The following is a 23,507-nucleotide window of genomic DNA, read 5'->3' as shown; positions in this document are numbered from 1 at the left end:
ATCAGAAGGTGGCAATGACTAGTTTCAGTTTTGGGGATGCCAAGACTGTCAGCCCTTTGAGACGGTAATCGCTATCATAAGAATAATTGTCCTGAGACCACAAACGCGGTATGTTAGATAATAATCGAAACTTACGGGAGCGTGGTTGATATGGTCACTTGGGAAGCTAAGACTTTTGCGGAACTAACCGCTAAGGAATTTTATGACGTTTTTTATGAACGCATTCGCACTTTCGTGGTAGCCCAGCAACGAATTTATCAGGAGTTAGATGCCGTGGATAAAACGGCCCGCCATTTGTTAGGGTATCAAGGTGGCAAATTAGTGGCTTACGCCCGCGTCTTTCGAACGGACGATCACGCTACTTTTGGCCGCGTCTTGACCGTGCCGGAAGTTCGTGGGCAAGGCCTGGGGCGGCAGTTGATGCAACAAATCACCACCGAATTGGCCCGTCACTTTGCGGACCAACCGGTGGTGATCGAGGCCCAGGTCGATAAACAGGGCTTTTATGAAAAATTCAATTATATGCCGGTGGGACAGCCCTTTTTGTTTCAACACACGCCCCATATTAAGATGCAACGGCGTGATTAACGCAACAGGTAACCACCATCGACCGGGATCGTGGTCCCCGTCACGTAGTTAGCTGCGGGACTGGCCAGAAAGACCAGTGTCCCCATGAGTTCCTGAGGTTGGGCCCAGTGACCGGCGGGAATGTGAGCCAGAATCTCTTGGTTACGTTGTGGGTCGGCTTGCAGTGATTTGGTCATTGGTGTGTCGATGTAGCCCGGCGCAATGGCGTTGACCTGGATATTATCAGCGGCTAACGCATCGGCGTAGGCCTTGGTCAAGCCCACGACGCCGTGCTTACTGGCGGCGTACGGGAAAATATTTTTCCCAGCACGGAAGGACTGCATAGAACCCACGTTGATGATCTTACCGTGTCCTTGTTGGGCCATGACCTTGGCGACAGCGTGAGAAAGGTAGTACAGGGCATTCAAATTCAACTCAATCACTTTACGCCAGTCTTCGTCTTGATAGTCACGCCAGTTCTGGCGAATCGTCCGGCCGGCGTTGTTAACCAGAATATCAATGTGGTCGAACTCTTCTTGGGCGATTTTAACGATTTTGGCGGGCGCTTCGGGTGCAGTGAGGTCACACTTCAAAAAGGCCACTTGACCGGAGAAAACATCGGGCAAGGAACGTAAATCTTCCCAGCCTTTATCGGTTCGGCTGACGACCAGGACGTGTGCCCCGGAACGCAAGAGTGCCTTGGTGTAATAGAAGCCTAGACCCGAAGCACCACCGGTGACGATGGCCACTTGGTCGTCCAGGCGAAAGAACTCAGTTGAAAAATCAGGTGAATTGGACATAAGCAAAACTCCCTTGCAATTAGTTGGCGGGTGACCAGGCGCGGAATATGTATTTTTAATCAAGTTGCGCCGCGTTGGGACCCGGTTAAACGATTAAACCGCTTTCATCATAAATCTTTTTTTGAAAAGTTGTCAATTCGAGGTGGGCCGGTTCAAGTCATTTGGGGACCGGTGGCCGTGAGAAAATGCGTGGGCCACACGGTGTGGGACCAGGATGGTGCATGGGCAAGATATTTACACAAAATCTACCATTCTTAGACCAGTTCTTTACATGCAGTTGGTAAGCTTGTTTCTGCATTAGAGAAAGGGGAACGAAAAAAGATGATTTTGCGACGGGTTTTATTGAGTGTGAGCTGCGCCCTGGCTTTGTTTGGAGCGACGGGGAGTCCGGCACTAGCTGCTGCCACCACTGCGACTGATACGGCATTACAGCCAACTGTTTCACAGACGAAAACGCCGGCCATCAACCTCACGGGGGCACCTAATGCCCGGGACATGGGCGGTTACCGGACTAAGAGTGGCCAAAAGGTCAGACTAGGCCGGCTCTTACGGAGTGATTCTTTGGACAAGTTGACCGCTGGCGACATGGTGCAGTTACAATCCAGCTTGCACTTGAAACAGGTCGTTGACTTACGGACGACGGACCAGATCAAAAAGAGCCCTGACCAACTGATCGAAGGCGTCAACTATCTGCAAGCGTCCGTATTGGGGACACGGTCGAACTACGATGACGACGATACGGGGATGTACCACGACATGGCCTTCAAACCAGCTGCCAAACGTAGCTACCACACGTTGTTGACGTTGATGGCCGCCCAGAAGAAAGGTAGTCTACTGTTCCACTGTTCTCACGGGATGGACCGGACCGGGACGGCTGCGGCCATCATCTACACGATTTTAGGCGTCAGTCGTCGTGATATCCAACGCGACTACCTCTTATCCAATACGCAACTGAACGTGACCTGGGCTAAACCGGCGTTACTGAACCAGTTTTTCCAAGACGTGAAGGGCCAATACGGCTCGATGAGCGCTTATATCCACAAAGGCTTAAAGATCACGCCGGCCCAAGAAAAGGCCATTCGGCACCACTACTTAACGCCGGCTCACTTGACCCATTAAATTGATTTTAAAAATTAAAGCAGGTTATCCAGCTAATCATATGCTGGATAACCTGCTTTTGCGTGACGGAGGTCACAAAAAAAGAGCCTGGTAAGCAAGCTCTTGTTTCGATGTTTCGGTTTTTAATCATGCTTAGTGGTTGAGTCGGTAGATCCATTCCCGGTGGTCCCGTTGAATCAATTCTTCAGCGGAAGCCGGTCCCATGGAGTGGGGCGTGTAGTTCGGGAAGTTTGGTTCTTGCAGGTCCCAAACCCGGCGAATCTGGTCAACGAACTTCCAAGCATAAGCCACTTCTGGCCAGCTAGAGAAGTTGGTACCGTCGCCCTTTAAGACGTCGTGTAAGAGGCGTTCGTAAGGTTCTGGCGTCTTCTTGGACTTCTGAGCGTCCACCAGGTAGTCCAACTTGATGGGTTCCGTCTGGAAGCCGGTGTCGTTGGTCTTGGCGTTTAATTGCAGGGAGAAGCCAGCGTGTGGTTCCACGAAGATGGTCAAGACGTTAGCAGCGAGTGGCGTCGATTTGCTTTGTGGGAAGGCAAAGATATCGACGAGCGGCCGTTTGAAGACCACGTCAACCCGGGTGAACTTATCGGCTAACATCTTCCCGGTCCGGACGTAGAACGGCGTCCCTGACCAACGGTAGTTATCGAAGAGGAGCTTCCCGGCAACGAACGTTTCAGTCGTTGAGTCATTCGGGACGTTGTCTTCGTGGCGGTAGTCGGGTTGATCATCGATGGCGCCGTATTGGCCGCGGACGAAGTTGGTCGCAGCGGCAGCCACGTTATAGACCCGTAAGCTCCGCAGTGCCTTGACTTTTTCGGCCCGGATGTCGGTATCCGTGAAAGCGACAGGTTGTTCCATAGCCAGTAGACTGACGATTTGCATGATGTGGTTTTGGACCATATCCCGTAAGGCCCCGCTATTGTCGTAGTAGGAAGCCCGTTCTTCGACCCCGAGTTTTTCGGACAGGGTGACTTGGATATTATCGATGTACCGGTTATTCCACAAGGATTCGACCAGGGTGTTGCCAAAGCGGATGGCTTCGATGTTTTGAATCATTTCCTTCCCCAAGTAGTGGTCGATGCGGAAGATTTGGTTTTCATCGAACGATTCACTGAGGGCGTCGTTCAATTGCTTAGCGGAATCGTAATCGCGGCCAAACGGTTTTTCGATGACCAGCCGGTTAAAGGCCCCTTTATTAGTGGACATTAAACCTTGAGTCTTCAGGTCATGAGCGATGGTCCCGAAGAATTGCGGTGCCATCGACAAGTAGAAGATACGATTTCCTTGCAACTTGTACTTCTTATCGAGCTTGTCCAGAAGGTCCTTGACCACGGCATAGTGCGCAGTGTCGGTCACGTCATGGGCTTGATAGTAGAAGTGTGACGCAAAGTCGGTGACTTCCTTAGATTCGACCCGATTCCCGGTGTCGGCCAATGATTTCTTGACGGCCGTCCGGAACTTTTCGTGATCCATCGCCTGCCGGGACGTCCCGACTACGGCGAAGTGGGTCCGTAAATTGCCTTTGCGATATAAATTAAAGAGACTAGGGTAAAGTTTCCGGTATGCTAAGTCACCGGTCCCACCGAAGAATAAGAATAAAGCTGTACGTTCAGTTGCCACGAGATAGTCACTCCTTAAAATGAAAACAATTTAGTTAGATGTGTTCAACGAGTTACGCGGAAAAACGGACATTTTTCCTAAATGGTTGCGAGTGGGGCAAGTCAACCCGCAACGAGTGATCACAACAGCTTATCTAGACCACTTCGTCAATTATTATACGCTAATCGAGCGGAGAAAGCGACCCCTTTAAAGCAAGAAATTGAATTTTTGACAACCGGTTGCAATCCCTATTTAACAGCGTTTACAATCAGAAACGATTTTTCATGAAAACGGAAACAAATATCGCCATTTTTTCTGAAAATGAGTTCGCTTTGCCTGACAAGTGTAATCGCTATCGCGTTAAGAGTAGCAAAAATCAATGGGAGAGGGAAGAAATTGGCTTAGGGGCCGCCAGTTTGGAAAGTGGCAGAATTTTGAGTTCGTGGATCAGTCGGTTAATTTGGCGGAATATATTATAGAATGACAAGCCTAGCGAGAGGTGGAAACCACTAACAAAAAGTTACAAAGAGGTTAAAATTCATTAAACCTGCAATATTTTGTCATCAGAATGTAAAAAGTCTGTTATACTACGAAGCGAATTAATAAATCATGCCGGTTAAAAATGACCAGCACAGAGTGAAGGAGTCGGAGTAATGAAAAAGTTTATGGTAGCCTTGACTGGCTTGGTCACGTTAGCAACTGTCGGTGCGGCAATGCCTGCACCAACGCTGACGGCGAACGCCGCCAAGAAGACGTCCAGTTACGTAAGTCCGAGTTTAAGCGTTAACAAGATTTACAGTAACTCAAAGAAGATTACGGGGAAAGCAACTAAGGGCTCCAAGATTACGGTTAAGAAGACGAAGCACGCTAAGAAGAACCTGGCGACAGCTACGGCTTCTAAGAAGACCGGGAAGTACACGGCCAAGTTATCCAAGACGCTGAAGAAGAACAGCAACGTCTACGTTTACGCCCGCAACCCAAAGACTAAGGCTTACTTCTACCGAATCATTCGGGTCCAAGCAGCCAGCACCAAGGCAGCCACGAAAAAGACGACGAAAAAGACCACGACTAAAAAGTCCACGAAGAAGTCAACTAAGACGGCTAGCTTCTCTGTGAAGACGCCAACGGGCACTTGGAAGTCCAACACGGCCAACAAGTACTCGCAAGTCTTCGTCTTCAGCCAGAAGAAGGGCTTCAACCAGACACTGTACAAGAATGGTAAAAAAGTGAAGAAGTTAGTGTCCTACGCGACCTACAAGGTAACGCCAAAGACTAAGACCTTCTGGAAGATCACTTACACGCGCCACAACAAGAAGGGCAGTTTCTACATGCGCTTCACTTCGGCGAAGAAGTTCAAGATTGTGAACTCCAAGAACCATGTCATCAAGACTAAGGCCGGCGTTGCGCCAGCCGCTAAGTGGACGTTTACTAAGAAGTAAATGATACCCACAAAATAGTAATGAAAGACGACTTGTGACTATTCGCAAGTCGTTTTTTGTCGGCTTTTTCGGCAAGTTGATTCAGTCACTTAACGACAGTGAGGTGATGGAAATCAGGGGGCAGTTGGACGTGGAAAAGCCGATTGACGGGGAATTAAGCTGGGCGAGATAGGCCTTGAGTATTTCATTAATCGTCTGATAAATAAGTTAACAACAATGATAATATCGTAAATAAGCTATTCACAGCGAAGACATTTTAAACTTGTGGTAGACTAAAGGAGGTTTAATCAATTCGTCTATTCTAGAGGGGGTACATAATAACAGTAAAGTGGTTTGAAACCGACTTGCTTACACTGGTTGGACGCTTTGTGTGGCGTCTGTTGTAAGCGCAACCACTAAGGCTGAAGTCAACGCAGTTGTGAACGACAACATCCCATTCTGGCGATGATGGTGAACGTTGGTAGTAGGACGTCATCGGTGGTTCAATCCGGTGTCATCACGGTAGCCAGCACTGCCAAAGATGGGCAGTACTAGGTCCATAGTTTTAAGTAGTTGGAGGAATGTAAAATGGTTATGAGAATAAGAGAAAAGTGGATTCAAGTGGGCTTACTAGCGGTAGTGGTAACGCTCTTGGCACTGTTGGGAATCAATCCAGCGACCAAGGCGCAAGCCAGCAGTACGCTTGCTGACGGTGAATACACCGTCCCAGCAACCTTCGTGAAAAGCACAGATACCAGTTCGACATCAGCAGCTGCCCAGTATTTTGCGACTTCAGCAACCGTCACCGCTAAGAACGGGACGTATGATGTCACCTTACCCATCAAAGAATCGGGACAGCAGTATATTAAAACTGTCACGGTCAATGATCAAGATGATAATGTCGTTAGTGGGACTAATTTGGTCTTTTCCGTGACCAGCACGGCCACGCAGATTCCGATTACGTTCACCCTCGATTTGTCGTCGGTCGGCATGGGAACCATGACGGAACCAGCCATTTTAGAGTTAGATTGGTCATCGGCCGAGTCAGTCTCTAATGACGATAGTTCCTCCTCATCTAGTAGTTCGTCATCGTCAAGTAGTAGTAGCTCCTCTTCATCCAGTAGTTCGTCTTCGAGCAGTAGTAGTTCTTCCTCGTCTAGTAGTACACCTGCGACCGCTGGCTCAACTACCAGTGACACCGCGACTAGTGAGGCCAATGCTGTTAGCACTAAATCAACGGATCCTACCGCTGGCTGGACCTACCAAGTTTTAAAGGAGTATGGCAAGTCGGTTTCGGCGGCTAACCAGTTCTACACCCATACCGCCCAGGTGACTAAAGTTGGCGACCATTACCAGGTTAAGTTGACCGTGAAATACGCTAAGAATTCGGGGATGACCCAAAAGGGCTTTACGCCATTGACCGTCAACGGTGAAAAGGTCCAAAACGTAACGTACGGCACGAGCGGCAAATATTACACGAATACTTATACTTTCAACGTACCGTCATTGAAGACGTTGAAGCACTTACTTAAGGGGACCCTGCACGTCACGGTACCGACTGTAGGCATTGACGAAACCTTTACAGTTCAATTCAAGTTCAGTCACAATGGGTCAGCTGCAACGGGGACCAGCGCGGCGAATAAGACCGCAAGTGGTAGTCAAGCCGACCAAGCTAGTGCCAGTGACACCGATCCAACGGCCACTACGACCGGAAGTACCGCTGCTGATACGGGCACGTTACCACAAACTCGTGATCACGTGGCCTTTGGTGCCATCGCGTTTGGTATCGTTGGGTTGATTAGCAGTGTCATCTTTTGGAAGCGGGGGATTTAAGATGAAAGCAAAATGGCTCTTAGCGGCGGCGATTGTCGCTCTGAGTACCTTGGGCCTAGCCACGACCGCGCAAGCTAAGTCGGTGACCTATTCGGCATTGACTTACGGCACGAATAAGACCTCGATGGCCAGCAAGTACTTTGTTCGACCAGCGAAGGTCACGGTCAAAAACGGCAAGTACTATGTGACGATGCGGTTAAAGACGGCTAACGCATTAGGGAAGTACCCAGTTAAAGTCTTAAAAGCTAACGGGCAGACCCCACAGAACCTCAAAAAGGTGCATCAATCGGGGAGTTACAATTTATACTACTCGTTCACCGCAACGGCTAGCCAAATGAAAAATAAGATTACGGCAAAGCTGGCCATCAACGTTTTGCACGTATACAAAGCCAAGCACAACATTTCGTTTAAATTCAAGCAATCGCAATTACCCAGTTTGAAGAAGCAGAAGCATACCAGCCAAGCCGCTGTCGCAACTGCGACAACTAGTAGTAGCTCCGCAAAAAAAGCACAAGCACTGCTGCCCGCCATTCCCAACCCGCTTCTAGCAGCAGTGTAGCATCATCGAAAGCGCAAAAGACGCCGACCACTGCGGCGTCCCACAAAGCCGCAAGCTCGACTTCCAGTAAAAAGCCGGCATCGTCTTCTAGCTCAAAGCCGAGCCAAAGTTCGAGTTCGGCCGATCAGGTCGCGGCGGCCCAGTCTAGTAGTCCATCCAAGCATGTGACCCACAAGACACAGGACCTCAAGGCCCAATCGGCCGCACCTCAATCTGGGATGAAATGGCTCTTAAGCGGTGCCATTGTCCTGGTCTTGATCCTTATCGGTGGGGCGACTTGGATTGCCCGGCGGCACGCGCCGAAACATTAACTTAGCAACAATGATGATTAAAAAGAACGCATCCGGAAATTAATTCGGATGCGTTCTTTTTAATAACGGTGTTTAGTTGGTGGCCAATTGTTGGTGCGGAGTTGGTTCCAGCTTAGTGGTGTGGGGCTTGTAAACAATTAAGCGCATCGCGTTGAAGATAACGACGAGGATGGAAGCCTCGTGGACGAACATCCCACTGGCCATGTAGATGTAGCCGTAGACCAAGCCAATCAATAAGAAGACGACAGTCAAAATGGCAATCGTGATGTTTTGTTTGGTGTTGGCAGCCGTCTTACGGGCTAAGCCAATCGCGTGGGTCAACGCGGTGAAGCTGGACTGCATCAGGACCACGTCAGCCGTTTCGATGGCCACGTCGGTCCCACCACCCATGGCAATCCCGATGTTAGCGGTCGCCAGTGATGGGCTGTCGTTGATGCCGTCCCCAACGAAGGCAACGTTACGACCTTGGTCTTGGAACTGCTTGACGTAGTCGACTTTATCAGCCGGGAGTAAGTCGGCGTGGACTTCGTCGATGGCTAACAAGGCTGCCACGGCGTTGGCTGTCGCTTGGTTGTCCCCGGTCAACATGACTAGATGCTTGATGCCCTGGCGCTTTAAGGCGGTCAAAGCGGCGGGGACTTCGGGCCGGATTTGATCGGCAATTCCGAAGATGTAGGCCAATTGTCCCTGGTAACCCACTAAGACGGTGGATTGACCGGCGGCTTGTAGGGCGTCTAAATCAGCATTTTGGGCGGCGGTCAAGGCGATGTCATGATCAGCTAAAAGCTTGGTATTACCGACGTATAAGGGGGCATCTTGCCAGGTACCAATCATGCCTTGGCCCTTGATAGTGTCGGTCTGCATAGTGGTCGCGTTAGTTGGCAAACTAGCAGTTAAATGTTGCTTGATGGCTTGGGCCAATGGGTGGTCGGAAGCCTGTTCGATTTGGGCCACTCCACCGAGGAGATTGTCATCGGTAGTGTAGCGTTTGGTGGCGGCGACCGTCATTTTTCCGGTGGTCAAGGTTCCGGTCTTATCGAAGACCAGCGTGTCGACTTTGCTCAAGCTGTCGACCACGTCGCCGCCTTTGATCAAGATGCCGTTCTTGGCCCCGTTACCGATACCCGCCACGTTGGAGACCGGCGCCCCGATGACTAAGGCCCCCGGGCACCCTAAGACCAGCACCGTGATGGCCAGGCGAAAGTCTTGAGAAATCAGAAAAACGAGAATGGCGATGACCAGGACGGCGGGCGTGTAGTATTGGGCGAATTTATCGATGAACTTTTCGGCGGGAGACTTGGTGTCCTGCGCTTCTTCGACCAGGTCGATAATCTTAGCGAAAGTAGTTTCGTCGCCGACCTTGGTGGCCTTGATCTGGACTGTACCGCTTTCGACGATGGCGCCGGAATAAACAGCGTCACCGACTTGTTTACCGACGGGTCGGGATTCACCGGTGATGGAGGCTTCGTTCACGTACCCGGAGCCGTCAGTGACCGTGCCGTCAACGGGGACTTGGCCCCCGGCTTTGACTAAGACCACGTCACCTTCATCCAAATCGTCGACGTCGACTTCACTGGTGGCACCGGTGCTGTCGAGTAAGAGTGCGGTCGTCGGGGCCATTTCGGTCAGCGATTTGATGGCGCCGCGCGTCTTGGCCAGGGTCTTTTGTTCCAGGTAGGATCCGAACAGAAAGAGGAAGGTCACGATGGCTGACTCCTCAAACTGACCGATAGCAAACGCCCCAATGACGGCGATGCTGACCAGAAGTTCGATACTGAAGACGCGGGCCTTCAGGGCACCAATCGCCCGTAAGACGATGGGGGCGGCTGCGATGATCGATGCGATGATCCAGACCGTTGCCGTCAGGTAGCTGAGGTGGACGAACCAGGAGTTGAGAAATCCCAGAATGATCAATCCTGCCGACCAGAAGGTGATGGGCGTGGTGTGTTGAAAGATGTAACGTTGAAATGCCATGTAAGTCGTTCCTTTCTATTAAGTGGGGAAGTTGATTAAATATGCTTGCCTCAATTGCTGACTCTAGTATGCCCCCACCCGGGATTAGTTAACTTGACGTGAATCAAGTTGGCGGAAAAAGATTAAAAATTATGATGAGACTAGATTAAAGTAGCGGTCAAGCCTTGATATTAGGGCTTGACCGCTACTTTAGCACGATTGACTTGTTGGGAGAGATTAGCCGTGGTGTTCACTATTTCTATGCTGACTATCATGAACAATGATCATTTTAACGGGAAGACTGCCTAAATTTCCCCAATTATGTGGTAACTGGGAATTAAGGTGGGTTGCGTCGCCCGGGTAGAGTTTGTAAATTTGGTCGTTAATAATTAAGGTTAACGTCCCAGCGAGAATGTACAAAAATTCTTCGCCCTCATGAGTGTATGCCTTGGGTAGCTCCTTGGCTTCGGTTGGCAACAAAATTAATAACTCCGGTTGCATAGTTAGCGTAGTAGATTTAGAACTGAGTGGTTTATAAATGGCGTGATTGAGCTGTTTATCAATTTTTTGGTTGTAGCTTCGAATAATGATTTGATCGTCACTATCATCGTCGAAGAAGTATTGGATAGTGACGTTAAAGACGTCAGCTATTTTTTTAAGGTTAGCGACGTCAATCGTTGTCTTTCCTCTTTCAAATTGAGAAATAAATCCAATTGATAGGTCGACTTCAGCTGCAAGTTCCTTAAGCGTCTTCCCACTTTGGGTCCGTAGAGCTTTTAATTTTTCCCCAATGTTCATGGTTAGATAACCCCTTTAATTAGACTTGATGCTACCCTAATTATCGTCGAAGGGGCGATAAAAGACAATACAGCTGAAAATGAAAATGTTCGTTAATTATTATACTAAAATGAAATTATAAGCGTTTAAATGTTGATTATTTTATATTCGTGAATTATAATAATGCTCGATTAATCAAGTTAAAAAGTGAGCATGTTCGTAAAACGATGACAAAATGAGAATGATAGGTACTTTGAAAAATGTGATGTCTGCGACTACGGGAAATTTATTGATTAAGGTTAATGACCGTCATCAGGAATCCTAGAATGGTCCAGATTCATGAAGACTTAAGCACCCGATGCCGTAGTGATTACCTGAGCAAATGGTTGGATTTGAAATAGGGGGATTTCAAGATGGGATTACGGAAGCTGGCGAGTTTTAGACTGACGAAAAAAAAGACTCGAGGATACGCACAAAATCAAGCGCAGGCTCAGCCGGAACCAGAGATTGATCTACAAGATGATGGTGAGATGACGCTTGATGCCGCGCCAGACACGGCTCATTTTCGCCGTGAAATCAGTAAAGGAACGTTCATTAGTCTGGGGTTCTTATTGTTATTAGGCATTTATTTCTCAAGTGTGATGGGGTTTGGGACTATGTTCAGTGTCGTCATGAGTACGGCCCACGACCTCTTATTAAATACGATTTTTTACATCATGGGTGTGGCCGTCTTAGCTGGTGCGGTCTCAACGTTGTTTTCTGAATTTGGAGTTACGGCACTGTTAAATAAATTACTGGCTCCGTTAATGAAGCCGCTGTTTAACTTGCCCGGTGTGGCTTCTCTAGTGGCAATCACGACTTACTTTTCTGATAATACGGCGGTGGCTGTTGTGGCTCAGGATCCGTCGGTTGCGAAGTACTATAAGAAGTACCAGTGGGTCACCATGATTAATTTGGGGACCACCTTCGGGATGGGGATTATCCTTGCCGGAGGAATCTTGGGCATTCAGTCCGGGAAGTTTGTATCGTGTGTGGCGGTTGGGTCGTTATGCACAATCGTAGGTGGGGTAGTCAGTAATCGACTATTAATGTGGAAGACCAAGAAAATGTATGGTATGGACGCGGACGTTGACGAGAAGTGTCTGGCTAGTGACTTGGAACCAGCGCCGAAAGGTTACCGGAGAATTCGAGACGGTGGCCCCTTCCAGCGGGGACTGAGTGCCGCGTGTGATGGTGGTAAAGTTGGGGTTAACTTGGGGATGTCGATTATCCCTGGTGTCTTGATTTTCACCACGTTAGTTATGATGTTGACCAATGGTCCCAGCGTGGTTCACGGACATGAAGTGTATCAAGGCGTGACTTACGAAGGGACGGGCTTGTTACCAATGCTGGGCGATAAGCTGTCGTTCATTCTACAGCCCCTGTTTGGTCTGACAAATTCACAGACTCTGGGCCTACCTTTAACATCATTAGGGGCTGCCGGCGCCTCACTAGCTGGGGCTAAGCAAATGGCAGATGCCGGAACGATTGGGATGCATGATATGACAGTCTATTTTGCCATCGCGTGGTGTTGGTCAGGGTTCTTATCCGCTCACGCCTCGATTGCCGATACAATGAAGACACGTGAAATTACAACTTTTGCTATGTTCGCACAATTGATTGGTGGCTTAGTTGCGGGAGTGGTCGCAAATTATGCGGCACAGTTGATCTTTTAGATGTCATAAGAAAGAGGGATGATGATGAAAAAAACGATTGGATTTATTGGCGGCGGTAACATGGGACGAGCGATGATGGCCGGTTTGCTTAAGTCGGGGCAGTATCAGCCGACTGAGGTTTACGTGTTCGACCCTTCAGTTAAAGTGCGGAAGCATTTAGAGGATACTTTGGGTGTACAACCGACCACGACTGTTGAAGATTTGGTTGATAACGCAGGGATTATCGTCTTAGCCGTTAAACCTCAGGTATTGAACCAGGTCTTGGCGAAAATCAATGGTAGGGTTAATGAACAGCAACTCGTGATTTCAATTGCGGCGGGGGTCACTTTGGCCCAGTTAGCAGCGGGGTTAACCGGTCGTTTGAAACTGATTCGGGTGATGCCAAATACACCAGCATTGGTGGGAGCAGGAATGGCAGCCATTGCTACGAATGAGAACGTTGATGAGCAGGAAAAGCAATTGGCGGTTACGCTGTTTAGCAGTTTTGGCTTAGCCAAGGTAGTACCAGAACATCTTATTGATGCAGTTGTCGGTGTCTCTGGTTCTGGACCCGCCTACGTTTATTTATTCATCGAGGCGCTGGCCGATAGTGCAGTGCTTGAAGGGATGCCAAGAAAAGATGCCTATGAATTTGCGGCTCAAACTGTTCTGGGATCGGCCAAAATGGTATTGGAAACACGGGAACACCCGGGCAATCTAAAGGACATGGTTTGTTCCCCTGCTGGAACCACGATTACAGGTGTCCGGGTCTTAGAAACTGGGGGCTTCCGGGGATTAGTTATGGATACGGTTCACGCTGTGGCGGAAAAGAACCGCCAAATGGCTGAATGAAAGGCAGCGCTTAAGAGTCATAATTGACGAGTAACCTAAAAAGGGACCCAACAGAAAGTAATCTTCTGTTGGGTCCCTTTAGGTAACGCGGCTCGTAGTCCGCAGTCAACTTTAGTCATCATCATCGTCGTCTTCGTCTAAGCCGTCGCGGGCGTCGTTACCCAAGATGGCTTGGAGTTCGCGGATGATGTGGTTATTCGTGCCGCGCAGGGTGGTCAAAAAGGCGGCCAGGGCTGGACGATCTTCTTTTGCGGCCAGCTTGATGGCCCGGTCGATAAAGAGGTTGTGCGTGTCCGCATCGTGGACTAATTCATCAACTTGGTCGGTAGCGGACAAGTATTTCTTGGCACCACTTTCCTCTAACATGTTGTACTCCCCAAATTCTTGGGTGGTCGTCGAGACCAGTTCCCCTTCGTCGAGCAATAGTTCACCGAGCGCATCGAATTGCTTGCGGTAGGTGGCGATGTAATCCGCTAAGAGATCGCGGACGCTGGGAGCGAGTGGGCCTTTGACAGACCAACGGACTTGGTGGAACTTCACAATCGAGATGTGTAAGTTAGCCAGGATATGGTTGGTCATGGCCCCGGCCGTCGGGACGTGGTGGTCGTGGTCGGCTTGGGCTTGTTCAGCGGCGTAACGGTCTTCAATCGTGGTGGTCATAGGAAACTTCCTTTCTACTTGTCGAGGGTCTTAACTTTAGCGCTTTTTACGGTGTATCCCAGGTCGGTCACCACGTTAGCGAGGTCGTCGGCAGAAGTCTGACTGTCGTCAAATTCAGCTTTGATTTTGCTGGCGTTGAACAGAACTTTGACGTCATCGACACCGGCTTGGTGGGACAAAGCACCTTCAATCTTGGTCATGCAAGATGGGCAAGTCAGGTCGTCTAATTTCATGGTTACTTTAGTCATATTGAATTCCTCCTGTCTTGATTACAAGTCTTAGTATAGGGGGACCAGGGGTGAAAAAACTTGACTCAAATCAAGTTACACCAAAAAGTCTGTGGAATTCCCCCTTTTTCTAGGATTGCCGTGATGAGGGGCGGCGGTTGAGTTTTAGGCCAAATATGCGACAATGAGAGCAGAAAGTCGAATAAGCGAGGGAATTGAAATGTGGAAAACAAAACAGGAAGTCAGTTTGGTGGGCATCCTCGCGGCAACGCTACTGTTGAACGCCGCGGCAGCCTGTATGTGGCCATTAACGACGGTCTACATGCATAACCAGTTGCATCAAACCCTGGCGTTGGCCGGGGTGGCGCTTTTGGGGATGTCTCTGTGCATGATTCTCGGGAATTGGTTAGGCGGCTGGTTGTTCGACCACTGGTCACCGTTTAAATCAAGTTTGCTGGGGACCACCTGCTCGTTAGTACCGATGGTGCTCTTGATTTTCTTCCACGGCTGGCCAATTTTTGGCCTGCTCTTACTGCTGATTGGGTTGGGCGACGGCATCGTGATGACCGTCGTGAACTCGTTTGCGGCTAACGTGAAGAGTATCCCGAGTCGACGGGTTTTTAATTATTTATATATCGGCATGAACCTAGGGGTCGTAATCGGGACCTTGATGGTGGGTTACCTGATGAAGCACGGTGTGGTCTTAGTCTTCATGGTCGCCAGTGTCTTTTACTTGGTCTTACTCCTCATCTTGTTGGCGGACTTTAACGTGGTGCTGGTCACCGCGACTAAGGCTCGTGAACAGGGCCCGGCCAAGCCGGCACATTTGCGTTTGATTTGGTTGATTGCAACGATGGTCTTTTGCTTGTACTTAAGCTATACCTTGTGGGAAAGTGTGATTTCGGTCCACATGGTCAACCTGGGGATTTCGTTTGAGAAATACAGTCTGTTATGGACGCTCAATGGGTTGATGATCGTCTTCGGCCAACCGTTAGCGAACCGGATTGGAGCCAATTTTAAACTCAGTACCCAAATCTTTGCCGGGACGTTGATTTTTACGTTATCGTTCCTATTATTGGTGTTTGACCGAACTTACAGCATGTTCGTTTTGACCATGGTCATCCTCACGTTAGGAGAAATGACCGGATTTCCGGGGATACCTGCATGGATTGATAATCTAGCAGGTAACAATGACAAGGGGAAATTTCAGGGCCTCTATAATATGGCGATTTCCTTGGGCCGAGCGGTCGGGCCACTTTACGGTGGGCTGCTAATCGAGTATGGCAGTTACCAGGCGCTGTTCTGGTCGGTCACCATTTTGATGCTGGTCGCACTACTCGCCGTGATGGGGCATAATCGGCAGATCCGACACCGCCGGATAAAACAAGATTAAATTCAACAAAATTAAAGCAGGCGCGGAAAGATTTCCGCGCCTGCTTTTTATAACTATTGTGATTATTGCTTTTCTTGCAAGAACCCTTGTTGCCGCAACGCCGCCAAAATACCAGCCCGTTGTTGCGGGTCACGGCTGAATTCGGTGACGATGTGGTGCGTGAAGGTCTCTTCGCGTTGGTTGGTTGACCGTTGTTGGTAATATGTTTTGAGCAACGCATCGTAAGCCACCAAGTGTGGTTCTGTGGCCGTGATGGGCTGGTACTGGTTCTCGAAGTGGATCAACTCTTGGGGTAAGCGCGGTTTCTGTTCTGGTTGTTCTGCCGGGTGACCGATGGCCAAACCCAAAATAGGGAAGGTCAATTCGGGAAGGTCGAACAACTGGATGAGACGAGGGACGTCGTTCAAGATACTGCCCATGATGGTACTCCCCAGGCCCAGACTTTCGCCCGCCGTGACCACGGCTTCGGTCGCGATGGTCGCGTCAAAGATACCGGCCAAGAGTTTGTCGACACTGTGGAGGTTTTCCGCCGTGGTTGCCGACGTGGGAACTAGTTGTTGATTGCGGTATTGGTCGACCAGGAAAATGAAGTAGTGGCCGGCCTTTTCCAGCCAGTGATGGCCGGTGATGTCCCCCAAGACCGCTAGCTTGGCGGGGTTGGTCACGCTGAGAATGCTGTATTGTTGGGAAAAGGTACTAGTGGCTGAATGCTGGGCCGCATCAATCAAGGTGTGGACCTGGTCAGTCGTCAATTTTTCAGGTGTGAATTTGCGGACGCTTCGGTGTGCCAATAAAGTGTCTAAAGCAGTATTAGGCATGGGCAGTCACCTCCTGAATCCGGGTGACCATTGCCTGGTACACGCGCTTTTCGTCAGCTGGGACCCCGCGAAGTTCGTAGTTGGCGATGAACGGAGCGTTGAAGCGCTTGGCGTAGCGCTTAGCCGTCAAACAGTACTGTTCATTGAAGTTCCGGTTGCCACTACCGACAATGCCGATCAGGTGCGTGGCGTTGTCACCAAAGTCGATATATTCACCCATCACGTTGGTCATGAGTTCTTTGACCCCGTTGTCAATGCCGTTACCGCCATCTAAATAGGTAGGAACGAAACAGAAGTACGGCGTTGTTTCGGGCGTAAAGTCGCTAGCTTCGCTGATCTCGGTGGCATCAATCGTCGGTTGAGTCGCGTCAGCGTCGTGTTGGGTCTGGGCATAAGCCGTTAGGTGTTCAACGAAGTTACGGGTGTTGCCCTCGATTGAAATGAATAAAATCCGTAGTGGTTGCATATCGGTTCCTCCGGTCTTTGAGTTTAGTTCTAGTGTACACGGATTTAAGTAAAATTGCGCGTGAAGTTTGCGCGATTATGTGGTCAAATCGAGCGGACTGTTGATGGCAATGAAGGCGATACTGCGGGTTATCAGGGTGAGCTAGATTGAAAAAGGATAACCTGTCTAAAGCGCACCAAAATCGAGAATTTGCCTAATGAAAACGCTTAACTATAATTTTTCATTAAAAAACACTTACGCGAAAAATTTTTTTCTGGTAGAGTAATCCATTGTGTAAACATGAAAGAAGAGTGAAAACCAATGGACACAGTAGAAAATAACCAAGCAGCTGCGGCTAAAACAGCGCGAGTTCCCGTCGCTCATCCAATGTTAGCGATGATGGGGATGCTGATTGGAGGCTTCGTGGGGATGTTCAGTGAAACGTCATTGAACATTGCCTTGCCACAATTGATGGCGCAATTAGGCGTCTCCACGGCAACGGTGCAATGGCTTGTCACCGGCTACATGCTGATGATTGGGATTGTTTTACCGTTATCAAGTTTAATTACAAAATGGTTTACGACGCGGCAAGTGATTTTGTTTGCCTTAGCTGACTTTGCCGTTGGGGCAGCAATTTCTGCCCTGGCACCAGGCTTTGGCGTTTTGTTAGTTGGCCGGATGATTCAGGGGATTGCCACTGGATTGATTCTGCCGTTGATGTTTACGGTTGCGATGCAGATCTTCCCGCCGTACAAGTTAGGTGCGGCGATGGGCATCGTCGGACTGGTCATTATGTTCGCTCCCGCGGTGGGGCCAACGTTGGCTGGTTTAATCTTAGGGATTGCGTCATGGCGCTGGATTTTCTGGCTCTTTATTCCATTCTTAGCGATTGCCTTTATCTTCGCCGTGACGTCCTTAAAGAACATTGCCCATGTTACCCGGCCAAAGGTCGACTTCATTTCCATCCTATTATCAATGGTTGGATTTGGGAGCCTGGTTGTCGGCGTTAGCTTAGCCAGTGACTATGGTTGGGCTTCTGCCGCCGTTATCGGCAGCATTGTCTTAGGGATCGTTGTCTTAGCATGGTACACTCATCGTCAATTGACCATGGAACACCCCATCTTGAACCTGCGGGCCTTCTCCATCCCGGGCTTCCGGGTCGGAACTGGCCTGGTCATGGTCAACTTCGGAATTATCTTATCCGCGATGTACCTCTTACCAATGTACATCCAAAAGGGGCTGTTAGTGCCAGTTGCGTTGACCGGGATCATCATGTTCCCCGGTGGGATTATGAACGCCATCGTTTCTGCTATTTCTGGCCGGATGTACGACCAAGTCGGCGCTCGGAAACCCGCTATCTTGGGCTTCATCATTTCGATGGTCGGTGCTTTGATGTTGGCCTTGACCAGTGCGCAGAGTACGATTGCGTATGTCATTGCCGCCCACGTCATCTTGATGATCGGGGCACCGATGGCGATGTCACCATCGCAGACCCACGGGTTGAACTCCTTGACCGGTCCGGTTGCGGCCGATGGGAGTGCCATCATGAACACCTTACAACAGGTCGTTGGGGCCATCTCAACGGCGATTGCCACTAGTCTGTTAGGGATTGGCCAAGCTGCTTACATGGCCAACGGGGCCACGAATAAGGCCGCTGACGCCTTCACGAACGGGGCGCACTACGGGTTCTACTTCACCTTCGTCTTGGCATTGGTTGGTTGCCTCTTAGCCTTCCGGTTACCGAAGAAGGAGAAGTACTCCACTAAAGAAAACTAAACCTGTTCAAACAGGATTTAAACGAGAGCCTGGACGTTATCTGTCCAGGCTCTTTTTTGTTTTCGTGGAGATTTAATGGTTAGAAAATAGTCCACGGATAGTGTAACCCGTGTAGTGTCTTGTTAGATGCGGCGACAAACTTATTAACTGGTTCACAACTGCTGGGCCTCACCGCCAACTGTGCTATGCTTCAGTCAAGCCTAACCGCGTACTGGCTTGGCTGGTGTTGGGCGGGATTCACATGGTAAATGGGAACCCGGCTAACGGTCATCGGAGCATTCAATTCGCGGGGGTAGGGTCTAAACGGATCGGTACTTTCGGGACCACACTCACGCCTCATTATGGCTACAGGACCGACGTTTGCCAGTCTTGCAGTGCCTGACTGATCTGATTGGGGGAACCGGGTTAGTGAGGAAACGGGTGACTAATTGGGGGATTGGTCATCTTAGAAACACAAAGGGCCCATTAGCCGGCGAACCGCCGGCTAATGGGCCTACTTTAGTGGTATTAAGTTGTGGTCTTGTGGTGTTTCGATGGGTCGGCCGTCGTCGTCAATTGCTTAGGCACGACCGGGTTCACGGTGACTTCGAACCAATTGATGAAGGAGTTTTCGTAATCCAACACCTTCAGGTCGAAGTTTTCTAGGTGAATCACATCGTTGGCCTGGACGTCGGGGTAATTGTCGATGATGAACCCTGCCAGAGTGACGATATCCGTGGATTCGAATTCCTTGATATCCACGTTGAAGTACCGTTCGAAGTCGTAAGTGGTCATCTTCCCACTAACCTGGAAGGTGCCCTTGGGTTGCTTGAAAATGTACTGGTCGTTGGCATCGTCGATTTCATCGCGGACGGTCCCGAAGAGCTCTTCGTAGATGTCCTTGTCGGTGATGATTCCGGAGGTGCCCCCGTACTCATCAACCACGACCACAATTGGCGTTTGGTGCTTGATCATTTGCTGTAAGACCTGCGTGATGGGCGTGGTCTCGGGTGTCGTGGTGATGTCTCGTAACAGCTTGTCGATGCGAATTGACGAATCGACTTGTTGTTGACGGACTAGGTCATAGTTATACACATAACCCAGAATTTTATCCTTATCATTATCCGCCACGACGGGCAAGCGGCTAAACCGTTCTTGCAGATACATCGTGACGGCTTTTTTAACCGTGGACGTAATGTCGATAACCGTCAATTGGGTCCGGTCAATCATGATGTCCTTGGCGACCTTATCGTTTAATTCAAAGGCCCGTTGCATGTAGACCAGGTCGTTTTTTTCCAACTCCCCACCTTCAACGGCGCTTCGAGAAAGGTTCAAGATTTCAGCTTGCGAGAAAACTTCGTCGCTTTCATTAGCGACCTTTAAGCCCATCATCTTGACGACTCCCGTGGCGCTGGTATTCAAAAGCCAAACGAACGGGTAGAACAAGACATGGCAGTAATGTAGCGGAGTGACAATCAGCATCAACACCCGCATGGGCATATCGATACTGATATTTTTCGGCACGATTTCGGTGAAAACCACTTCGAGGTAGGTCAAGACCAGGACCCCGATAATGGCACTTATCGTGTGCGCCGTTCCGCTATTAACGTGCATCGGGGCAATGCCCGCCAACAAGATGTCGACGAAGAACGTTTCCCCGATCCACCCGAGGATGATCCCCGCCAAGGAGACCCCCACTTGGGTGGTTGATAAATATTCATTTAAATTAGTGACCATTTTCATGGCCCGAGCTAACTTGGGGCTTGGCTTTTCCCGGGCGTCGATTTTTTCCTGCAACGCACTGGGACGCGTCTGCACCAAAGCAAACTCACAGGCAACAAAGAAAGCTGCAAAAAAGAAAGTAACTAAAATTATACCTAGATTTACAACTATCTGACCGCTATCCACACATCATTCCTCATTTCACTTTTCTATCCTTCTATTATAGCGCGACTGACCGCGTTTTTATAGGCATCAGATTGTAGCAAATTCTACGCTTCTGGCTATTTAAACGCAACTAAACTTTTTCGAAGTCCGGGAAAAAAAAGGTGATAAATTTACTTAACGTTTTTGAAACCGTTTCCTTTATTGTAAATTGCGAGTTAGTCGCGATAATGAAATAAATCATCTCCGTGCTTAACGTTTTCATCAAAAAGGACTAGACTAATCTTAGAAACGTCAAAGGAGATTTTGGATTATGGCAGATACACCAAAGAAAGACAAAGCAGAAGAACCGAAAATTGACATTCCCGCAGAGGATGTTAAGAAAGCGGCTGCACTGATCTTAAAACCGGGGTATGTGACGAAACACGATCTACTAAAAATGGTAGAGTTGCCTTGGGCAACCGCTTTAGCGGATGCAGTGACGCAGCACTTCTTAACTGACGACGACGATCACGACCCGTACGTTTACTTCGAGCAATTCGACTTTGCGGGTGGGGACATCGATTCAATCATCTTTAACATGGACCTCATCCCAACCCGGGAAAAAGCTCTGGAAACGTTAGGCCAGGAGATTAACCAGAAATTGGTTACGCCACCGGAACACTTCGATCTTTAATTTTAGTAATAATTATCATAGTAAACACAGTTTGACGACTGAGACAGTTGCCTGTCATCAAAAAGTGCCTGGCCAATGACCAGGCACTTTTTGTCGTGTCAATCCAAATGATGTTAGCTTATATTAATGTGCCGGTTAGTGTCTAACAAAAGTCGTTGGTAACTGCGTGTCGTGAGGTAGTGTCTAGGAAGTCACGTCAGACATGTGTGACTTTAGTGATGAGTCGTTTGCTGGCTATTTTTGCGTAAATTGAGCCACATGTTTAAGCAACTCAGCCCGGTCAGAATGGTTAAAATAATAAAGGCAACTCCAGTTCCTAATTGCGTCGTTGAGACATAGACTTTTGAGGTTGTTGGACCAGCTTGAAATAGGGCCACAATAGTTGAACAAACGGTCGTTCCCACGGCACCAGCAAATTGCTGTGTCACGTTAAACGTTGCGTTACCATCTGCCTGCTGGTTTGCGGGCAGGAGATTGATGCCGTTAGTCATAATGTTTGCGAGTCCCGTTCCGACACCTAACATAAAGATAGCGTAAAAGGTAATAATTGAGGTGTTGGTCAAATGGGTCGTATTAATGGTAAACAAGCATAGGGCAAAGAAAACAATCAGGGTTCCCGTTTTAATGGGTTTATTGGCGCCGAATTCATCTAAAATTCGGCCACTCAGTAGCGTAAAGATGGCCCCGATAATGGCGCCTAATAATAATTGCAGAGCGGCGATTAGGGCGGATTTACCAAGGACGATTTGGCTTAGATTAGGCAGCAAGAAGCCTAAGCCTAATAAGGTCATCTGAATCAGCAAAAATGACATGACGTGTGCCGAAAACTTGTTATTTTTGAAAATGGCAAGATTTAACAGGGGCCGAGCTTGCCGATTGTTGCGGCTAATAAAGCCAATTAGCCCAATGAGACCGACGATTAGGGCTAAAGCAAATTGCCAACTAATAATGCCGTGAATGCTAATTTGACTAAGGGCGAGAATGAAACCAGTAAACATTAATGGGATAAAAATAAAGGTTCGCAAATCGAATGGGTGCTTACTTAACGGTTTGGATTGAGGAATGGTAAAGACCCCCAAAATAAACGCAATCACTAAGAGGGGCAAAAGGAAAATAAAAATATAATGCCAGTTAAGGGCGCTACTGATGATCCCACCAAGGGTAGGGCCAAGAGCTGGCCCTACGGCCGTCACCAAAGTTCCGACGGCCATCATGATACCCATCTTTTCGCTCGGAACTTCATCAATAATAATATTGAACATCAGTGGAAGGGCTACCCCGGTCCCAATGCCTTGGATAATTCTTCCAACTAATAGGAAGGTAAAATCTGTCGCAAAGGAATCAATGCTGACACCAATAATGAAAAAAGTAATGGCAAATATAAACAGATGCTTGGTCTTAAATTGCTTTTTTAAGTAAGCGGAAATGGGGACAATAATCGAAACAATCAATAGATATGATGTGGTCATCCATTGTACGGTAGACGTCTTGATATGAAATTCTTTCATCAGCGTTGGAAAGACAATGTTCATAGAAGTTTCGATGACCATGCCACAGAAAATCATGATGCCGGTTGCTAAAACAGCTAGTAAAATTTGAGTTGTTGAATGTTTTTGAGATGAAGCCATACACATTTCCTTTCTTAATGGGTGTTAAATGAATGGAGATTTTTGATAGCTAACTCGAGTGACGCTAAAAAGGTTTGTTGTTGACTAGTGGGCATGCCGGTAAGCAATGCTTGTTCGAGGCGTTCCTTTGAAGCGTTGAGTTGTGTTTCTAATTGCATAGATTTATGGGTTAGTGAAAGTTGCTTACGTCGCTTATCGTTAGGATCGACGGTTTGTTGCAAGAGCTCTTTTTGAACCATAATGCGGATATTGGCGGTGGCGGTTGAACTACGGATATTAAATTCTCGTTCAATGTCAGTTTGATAGACAGTCGTTTGGTAGTTGTCAAAGAAAAAATTGAGAATAACGATTTCCATCCCACTAAGGTTTAGCTTGGCGCCAATTTGCGAAAAGTATTGGTTGATACCGCGGGCTAACACTTGAGCTAAGAAACCATAATCATGATTTTTCAAGTTAGGCACACACTCCTTAATAATAACTAGATATCTAGGCAACATAGTCTATATTAGGATGATAGTTATGAAAATGCAACTGGTTTA

22 protein-coding genes are annotated in these 23,507 nt (G+C 48.6%); 11 read left to right on the top strand and 11 right to left on the bottom strand.

The window, feature by feature from the left end; translation table 11 throughout:
- Nucleotides 1–150: 150 nt before the first annotated feature.
- On the top strand, nucleotides 151–588 hold the full coding sequence (locus tag H3M12_RS02405; RefSeq protein ID WP_182150880.1) for a GNAT family N-acetyltransferase: 438 nt from the start codon (nucleotides 151–153) through the stop codon (nucleotides 586–588).
- Here the strand turns inward: H3M12_RS02405 and H3M12_RS02400 are convergent.
- Nucleotides 585–1,367: an SDR family oxidoreductase gene (locus H3M12_RS02400; protein ID WP_129032596.1), complete on the bottom strand. Its 783-nt coding sequence runs from the start codon at nucleotides 1,365–1,367 to the stop codon at nucleotides 585–587. The two genes, H3M12_RS02405 and H3M12_RS02400, sit on opposite strands and share 4 nt — an antisense overlap.
- Nucleotides 1,368–1,688: 321 nt before the next feature.
- Here H3M12_RS02400 and H3M12_RS02395 point away from each other — a divergent pair, with 321 nt between their 5' ends.
- Nucleotides 1,689–2,486 carry a tyrosine-protein phosphatase gene (locus H3M12_RS02395; RefSeq protein WP_129032597.1) on the top strand — a complete coding sequence of 266 codons (798 nt, stop codon included), beginning with the start codon at nucleotides 1,689–1,691 and terminating at the stop codon, nucleotides 2,484–2,486.
- Between the two features lie 132 nt (nucleotides 2,487–2,618).
- Here H3M12_RS02395 and zwf read toward each other — a convergent pair whose 3' ends face one another.
- Entirely contained in the window at nucleotides 2,619–4,106 is a 1,488-nt protein-coding gene (zwf, locus tag H3M12_RS02390) for a glucose-6-phosphate dehydrogenase (protein ID WP_129032598.1), read from the bottom strand.
- Between the two features lie 632 nt (nucleotides 4,107–4,738).
- Here zwf and H3M12_RS02385 point away from each other — a divergent pair.
- The 4 genes from H3M12_RS02385 (at nucleotide 4,739) to H3M12_RS02370 (ending at nucleotide 8,206) form a co-directional block, all read left to right on the top strand.
- Nucleotides 4,739–5,524 carry an Ig-like domain-containing protein gene (locus tag H3M12_RS02385; protein WP_182150879.1) on the top strand — a complete coding sequence of 262 codons (786 nt, stop codon included), beginning with the start codon at nucleotides 4,739–4,741 and terminating at the stop codon, nucleotides 5,522–5,524.
- A gap of 573 nt (nucleotides 5,525–6,097) precedes the next feature.
- Nucleotides 6,098–7,336, top strand: coding sequence for an NEAT domain-containing protein (locus H3M12_RS02380; RefSeq protein ID WP_182150878.1), 1,239 nt, complete (start codon nucleotides 6,098–6,100; stop codon nucleotides 7,334–7,336).
- A gap of 1 nt (nucleotide 7,337) precedes the next feature.
- Nucleotides 7,338–7,895, top strand: coding sequence for an NEAT domain-containing protein (locus tag H3M12_RS02375; RefSeq protein ID WP_129032601.1), 558 nt, complete (start codon nucleotides 7,338–7,340; stop codon nucleotides 7,893–7,895).
- Between the two features lie 164 nt (nucleotides 7,896–8,059).
- Nucleotides 8,060–8,206: a hypothetical protein gene (locus H3M12_RS02370; RefSeq protein ID WP_170954975.1), complete on the top strand. Its 147-nt coding sequence runs from the start codon at nucleotides 8,060–8,062 to the stop codon at nucleotides 8,204–8,206.
- A gap of 72 nt (nucleotides 8,207–8,278) precedes the next feature.
- On the opposite strand, the gene H3M12_RS02365 is transcribed toward H3M12_RS02370, so the two are convergent.
- Nucleotides 8,279–10,180: a heavy metal translocating P-type ATPase gene (locus tag H3M12_RS02365; RefSeq protein ID WP_129032602.1), complete on the bottom strand. Its 1,902-nt coding sequence runs from the start codon at nucleotides 10,178–10,180 to the stop codon at nucleotides 8,279–8,281.
- 216 nt (nucleotides 10,181–10,396) lie between these two features.
- A complete protein-coding gene (locus H3M12_RS02360; RefSeq protein ID WP_129032603.1) occupies nucleotides 10,397–10,957 on the bottom strand; it encodes a helix-turn-helix domain-containing protein in 561 nt (186 codons plus the stop codon).
- A 392-nt stretch (nucleotides 10,958–11,349) separates the two neighbouring features.
- Between H3M12_RS02360 and H3M12_RS02355 the strand changes: the two genes are divergently transcribed.
- Together H3M12_RS02355 and proC are read left to right on the top strand one after the other, a co-directional pair.
- Complete coding sequence (locus H3M12_RS02355; RefSeq protein ID WP_129032604.1) at nucleotides 11,350–12,651, top strand: CD0519/CD1768 family membrane protein; 1,302 nt, start codon at nucleotides 11,350–11,352, stop codon at nucleotides 12,649–12,651.
- Between the two features lie 24 nt (nucleotides 12,652–12,675).
- On the top strand, nucleotides 12,676–13,482 hold the full coding sequence (gene proC / locus H3M12_RS02350; RefSeq protein ID WP_129032605.1) for a pyrroline-5-carboxylate reductase: 807 nt from the start codon (nucleotides 12,676–12,678) through the stop codon (nucleotides 13,480–13,482).
- A gap of 111 nt (nucleotides 13,483–13,593) precedes the next feature.
- On the opposite strand, the gene H3M12_RS02345 is transcribed toward proC, so the two are convergent.
- Together H3M12_RS02345 and H3M12_RS02340 are read right to left on the bottom strand one after the other, a co-directional pair.
- Nucleotides 13,594–14,142, bottom strand: coding sequence for a ferritin-like domain-containing protein (locus H3M12_RS02345; protein WP_129032606.1), 549 nt, complete (start codon nucleotides 14,140–14,142; stop codon nucleotides 13,594–13,596).
- Between the two features lie 14 nt (nucleotides 14,143–14,156).
- Complete coding sequence (locus tag H3M12_RS02340; RefSeq protein WP_129032607.1) at nucleotides 14,157–14,390, bottom strand: heavy-metal-associated domain-containing protein; 234 nt, start codon at nucleotides 14,388–14,390, stop codon at nucleotides 14,157–14,159.
- 199 nt (nucleotides 14,391–14,589) lie between these two features.
- On the opposite strand from H3M12_RS02340, the gene H3M12_RS02335 reads away from it, so the two are divergent.
- Entirely contained in the window at nucleotides 14,590–15,762 is a 1,173-nt protein-coding gene (locus tag H3M12_RS02335) for an MDR family MFS transporter (RefSeq protein WP_182150877.1), read from the top strand.
- Nucleotides 15,763–15,824: 62 nt separating this feature from the next.
- Here H3M12_RS02335 and H3M12_RS02330 read toward each other — a convergent pair whose 3' ends face one another.
- A complete protein-coding gene (locus H3M12_RS02330) occupies nucleotides 15,825–16,580 on the bottom strand; it encodes an NADPH-dependent oxidoreductase (RefSeq protein WP_129032609.1) in 756 nt (251 codons plus the stop codon).
- Nucleotides 16,573–17,046 (bottom strand): class Ib ribonucleoside-diphosphate reductase assembly flavoprotein NrdI, encoded by a 474-nt coding sequence (gene nrdI / locus H3M12_RS02325; protein WP_129032610.1) that lies wholly within the window; start codon nucleotides 17,044–17,046, stop codon nucleotides 16,573–16,575. Before nrdI ends, H3M12_RS02330 begins: the two co-directional genes overlap by 8 nt.
- A 300-nt stretch (nucleotides 17,047–17,346) precedes the next feature.
- Here nrdI and H3M12_RS02320 point away from each other — a divergent pair, with 300 nt between their 5' ends.
- The gene (locus H3M12_RS02320) at nucleotides 17,347–18,801 is read left to right on the top strand and encodes a DHA2 family efflux MFS transporter permease subunit (protein ID WP_182150876.1); all 1,455 of its coding nucleotides are present in this window, start codon (nucleotides 17,347–17,349) and stop codon (nucleotides 18,799–18,801) included.
- A 507-nt stretch (nucleotides 18,802–19,308) separates the two neighbouring features.
- Here H3M12_RS02320 and H3M12_RS02315 read toward each other — a convergent pair.
- Entirely contained in the window at nucleotides 19,309–20,688 is a 1,380-nt protein-coding gene (locus H3M12_RS02315; RefSeq protein WP_129032612.1) for a hemolysin family protein, read from the bottom strand.
- Between the two features lie 289 nt (nucleotides 20,689–20,977).
- Here H3M12_RS02315 and H3M12_RS02310 point away from each other — a divergent pair, with 289 nt between their 5' ends.
- Nucleotides 20,978–21,340 carry a hypothetical protein gene (locus H3M12_RS02310; RefSeq protein ID WP_182150875.1) on the top strand — a complete coding sequence of 121 codons (363 nt, stop codon included), beginning with the start codon at nucleotides 20,978–20,980 and terminating at the stop codon, nucleotides 21,338–21,340.
- Nucleotides 21,341–21,552: 212 nt separating this feature from the next.
- On the opposite strand, the gene H3M12_RS02305 is transcribed toward H3M12_RS02310, so the two are convergent.
- Together H3M12_RS02305 and H3M12_RS02300 are read right to left on the bottom strand one after the other, a co-directional pair.
- Nucleotides 21,553–22,905 (bottom strand): MFS transporter, encoded by a 1,353-nt coding sequence (locus H3M12_RS02305; protein ID WP_267905796.1) that lies wholly within the window; start codon nucleotides 22,903–22,905, stop codon nucleotides 21,553–21,555.
- A gap of 77 nt (nucleotides 22,906–22,982) precedes the next feature.
- Nucleotides 22,983–23,420 carry a MarR family winged helix-turn-helix transcriptional regulator gene (locus H3M12_RS02300; RefSeq protein ID WP_170954977.1) on the bottom strand — a complete coding sequence of 146 codons (438 nt, stop codon included), beginning with the start codon at nucleotides 23,418–23,420 and terminating at the stop codon, nucleotides 22,983–22,985.
- Nucleotides 23,421–23,507: the final 87 nt, after the last annotated feature.

This window comes from Levilactobacillus suantsaii (assembly GCF_014069315.1).
Taxonomy (GTDB): Bacteria; Bacillota; Bacilli; order Lactobacillales; family Lactobacillaceae; genus Levilactobacillus; species Levilactobacillus suantsaii.
The sequence above is the reverse complement of the archived record's forward strand: the minus strand, read 5'-3'. Positions and strand labels throughout refer to the sequence as shown.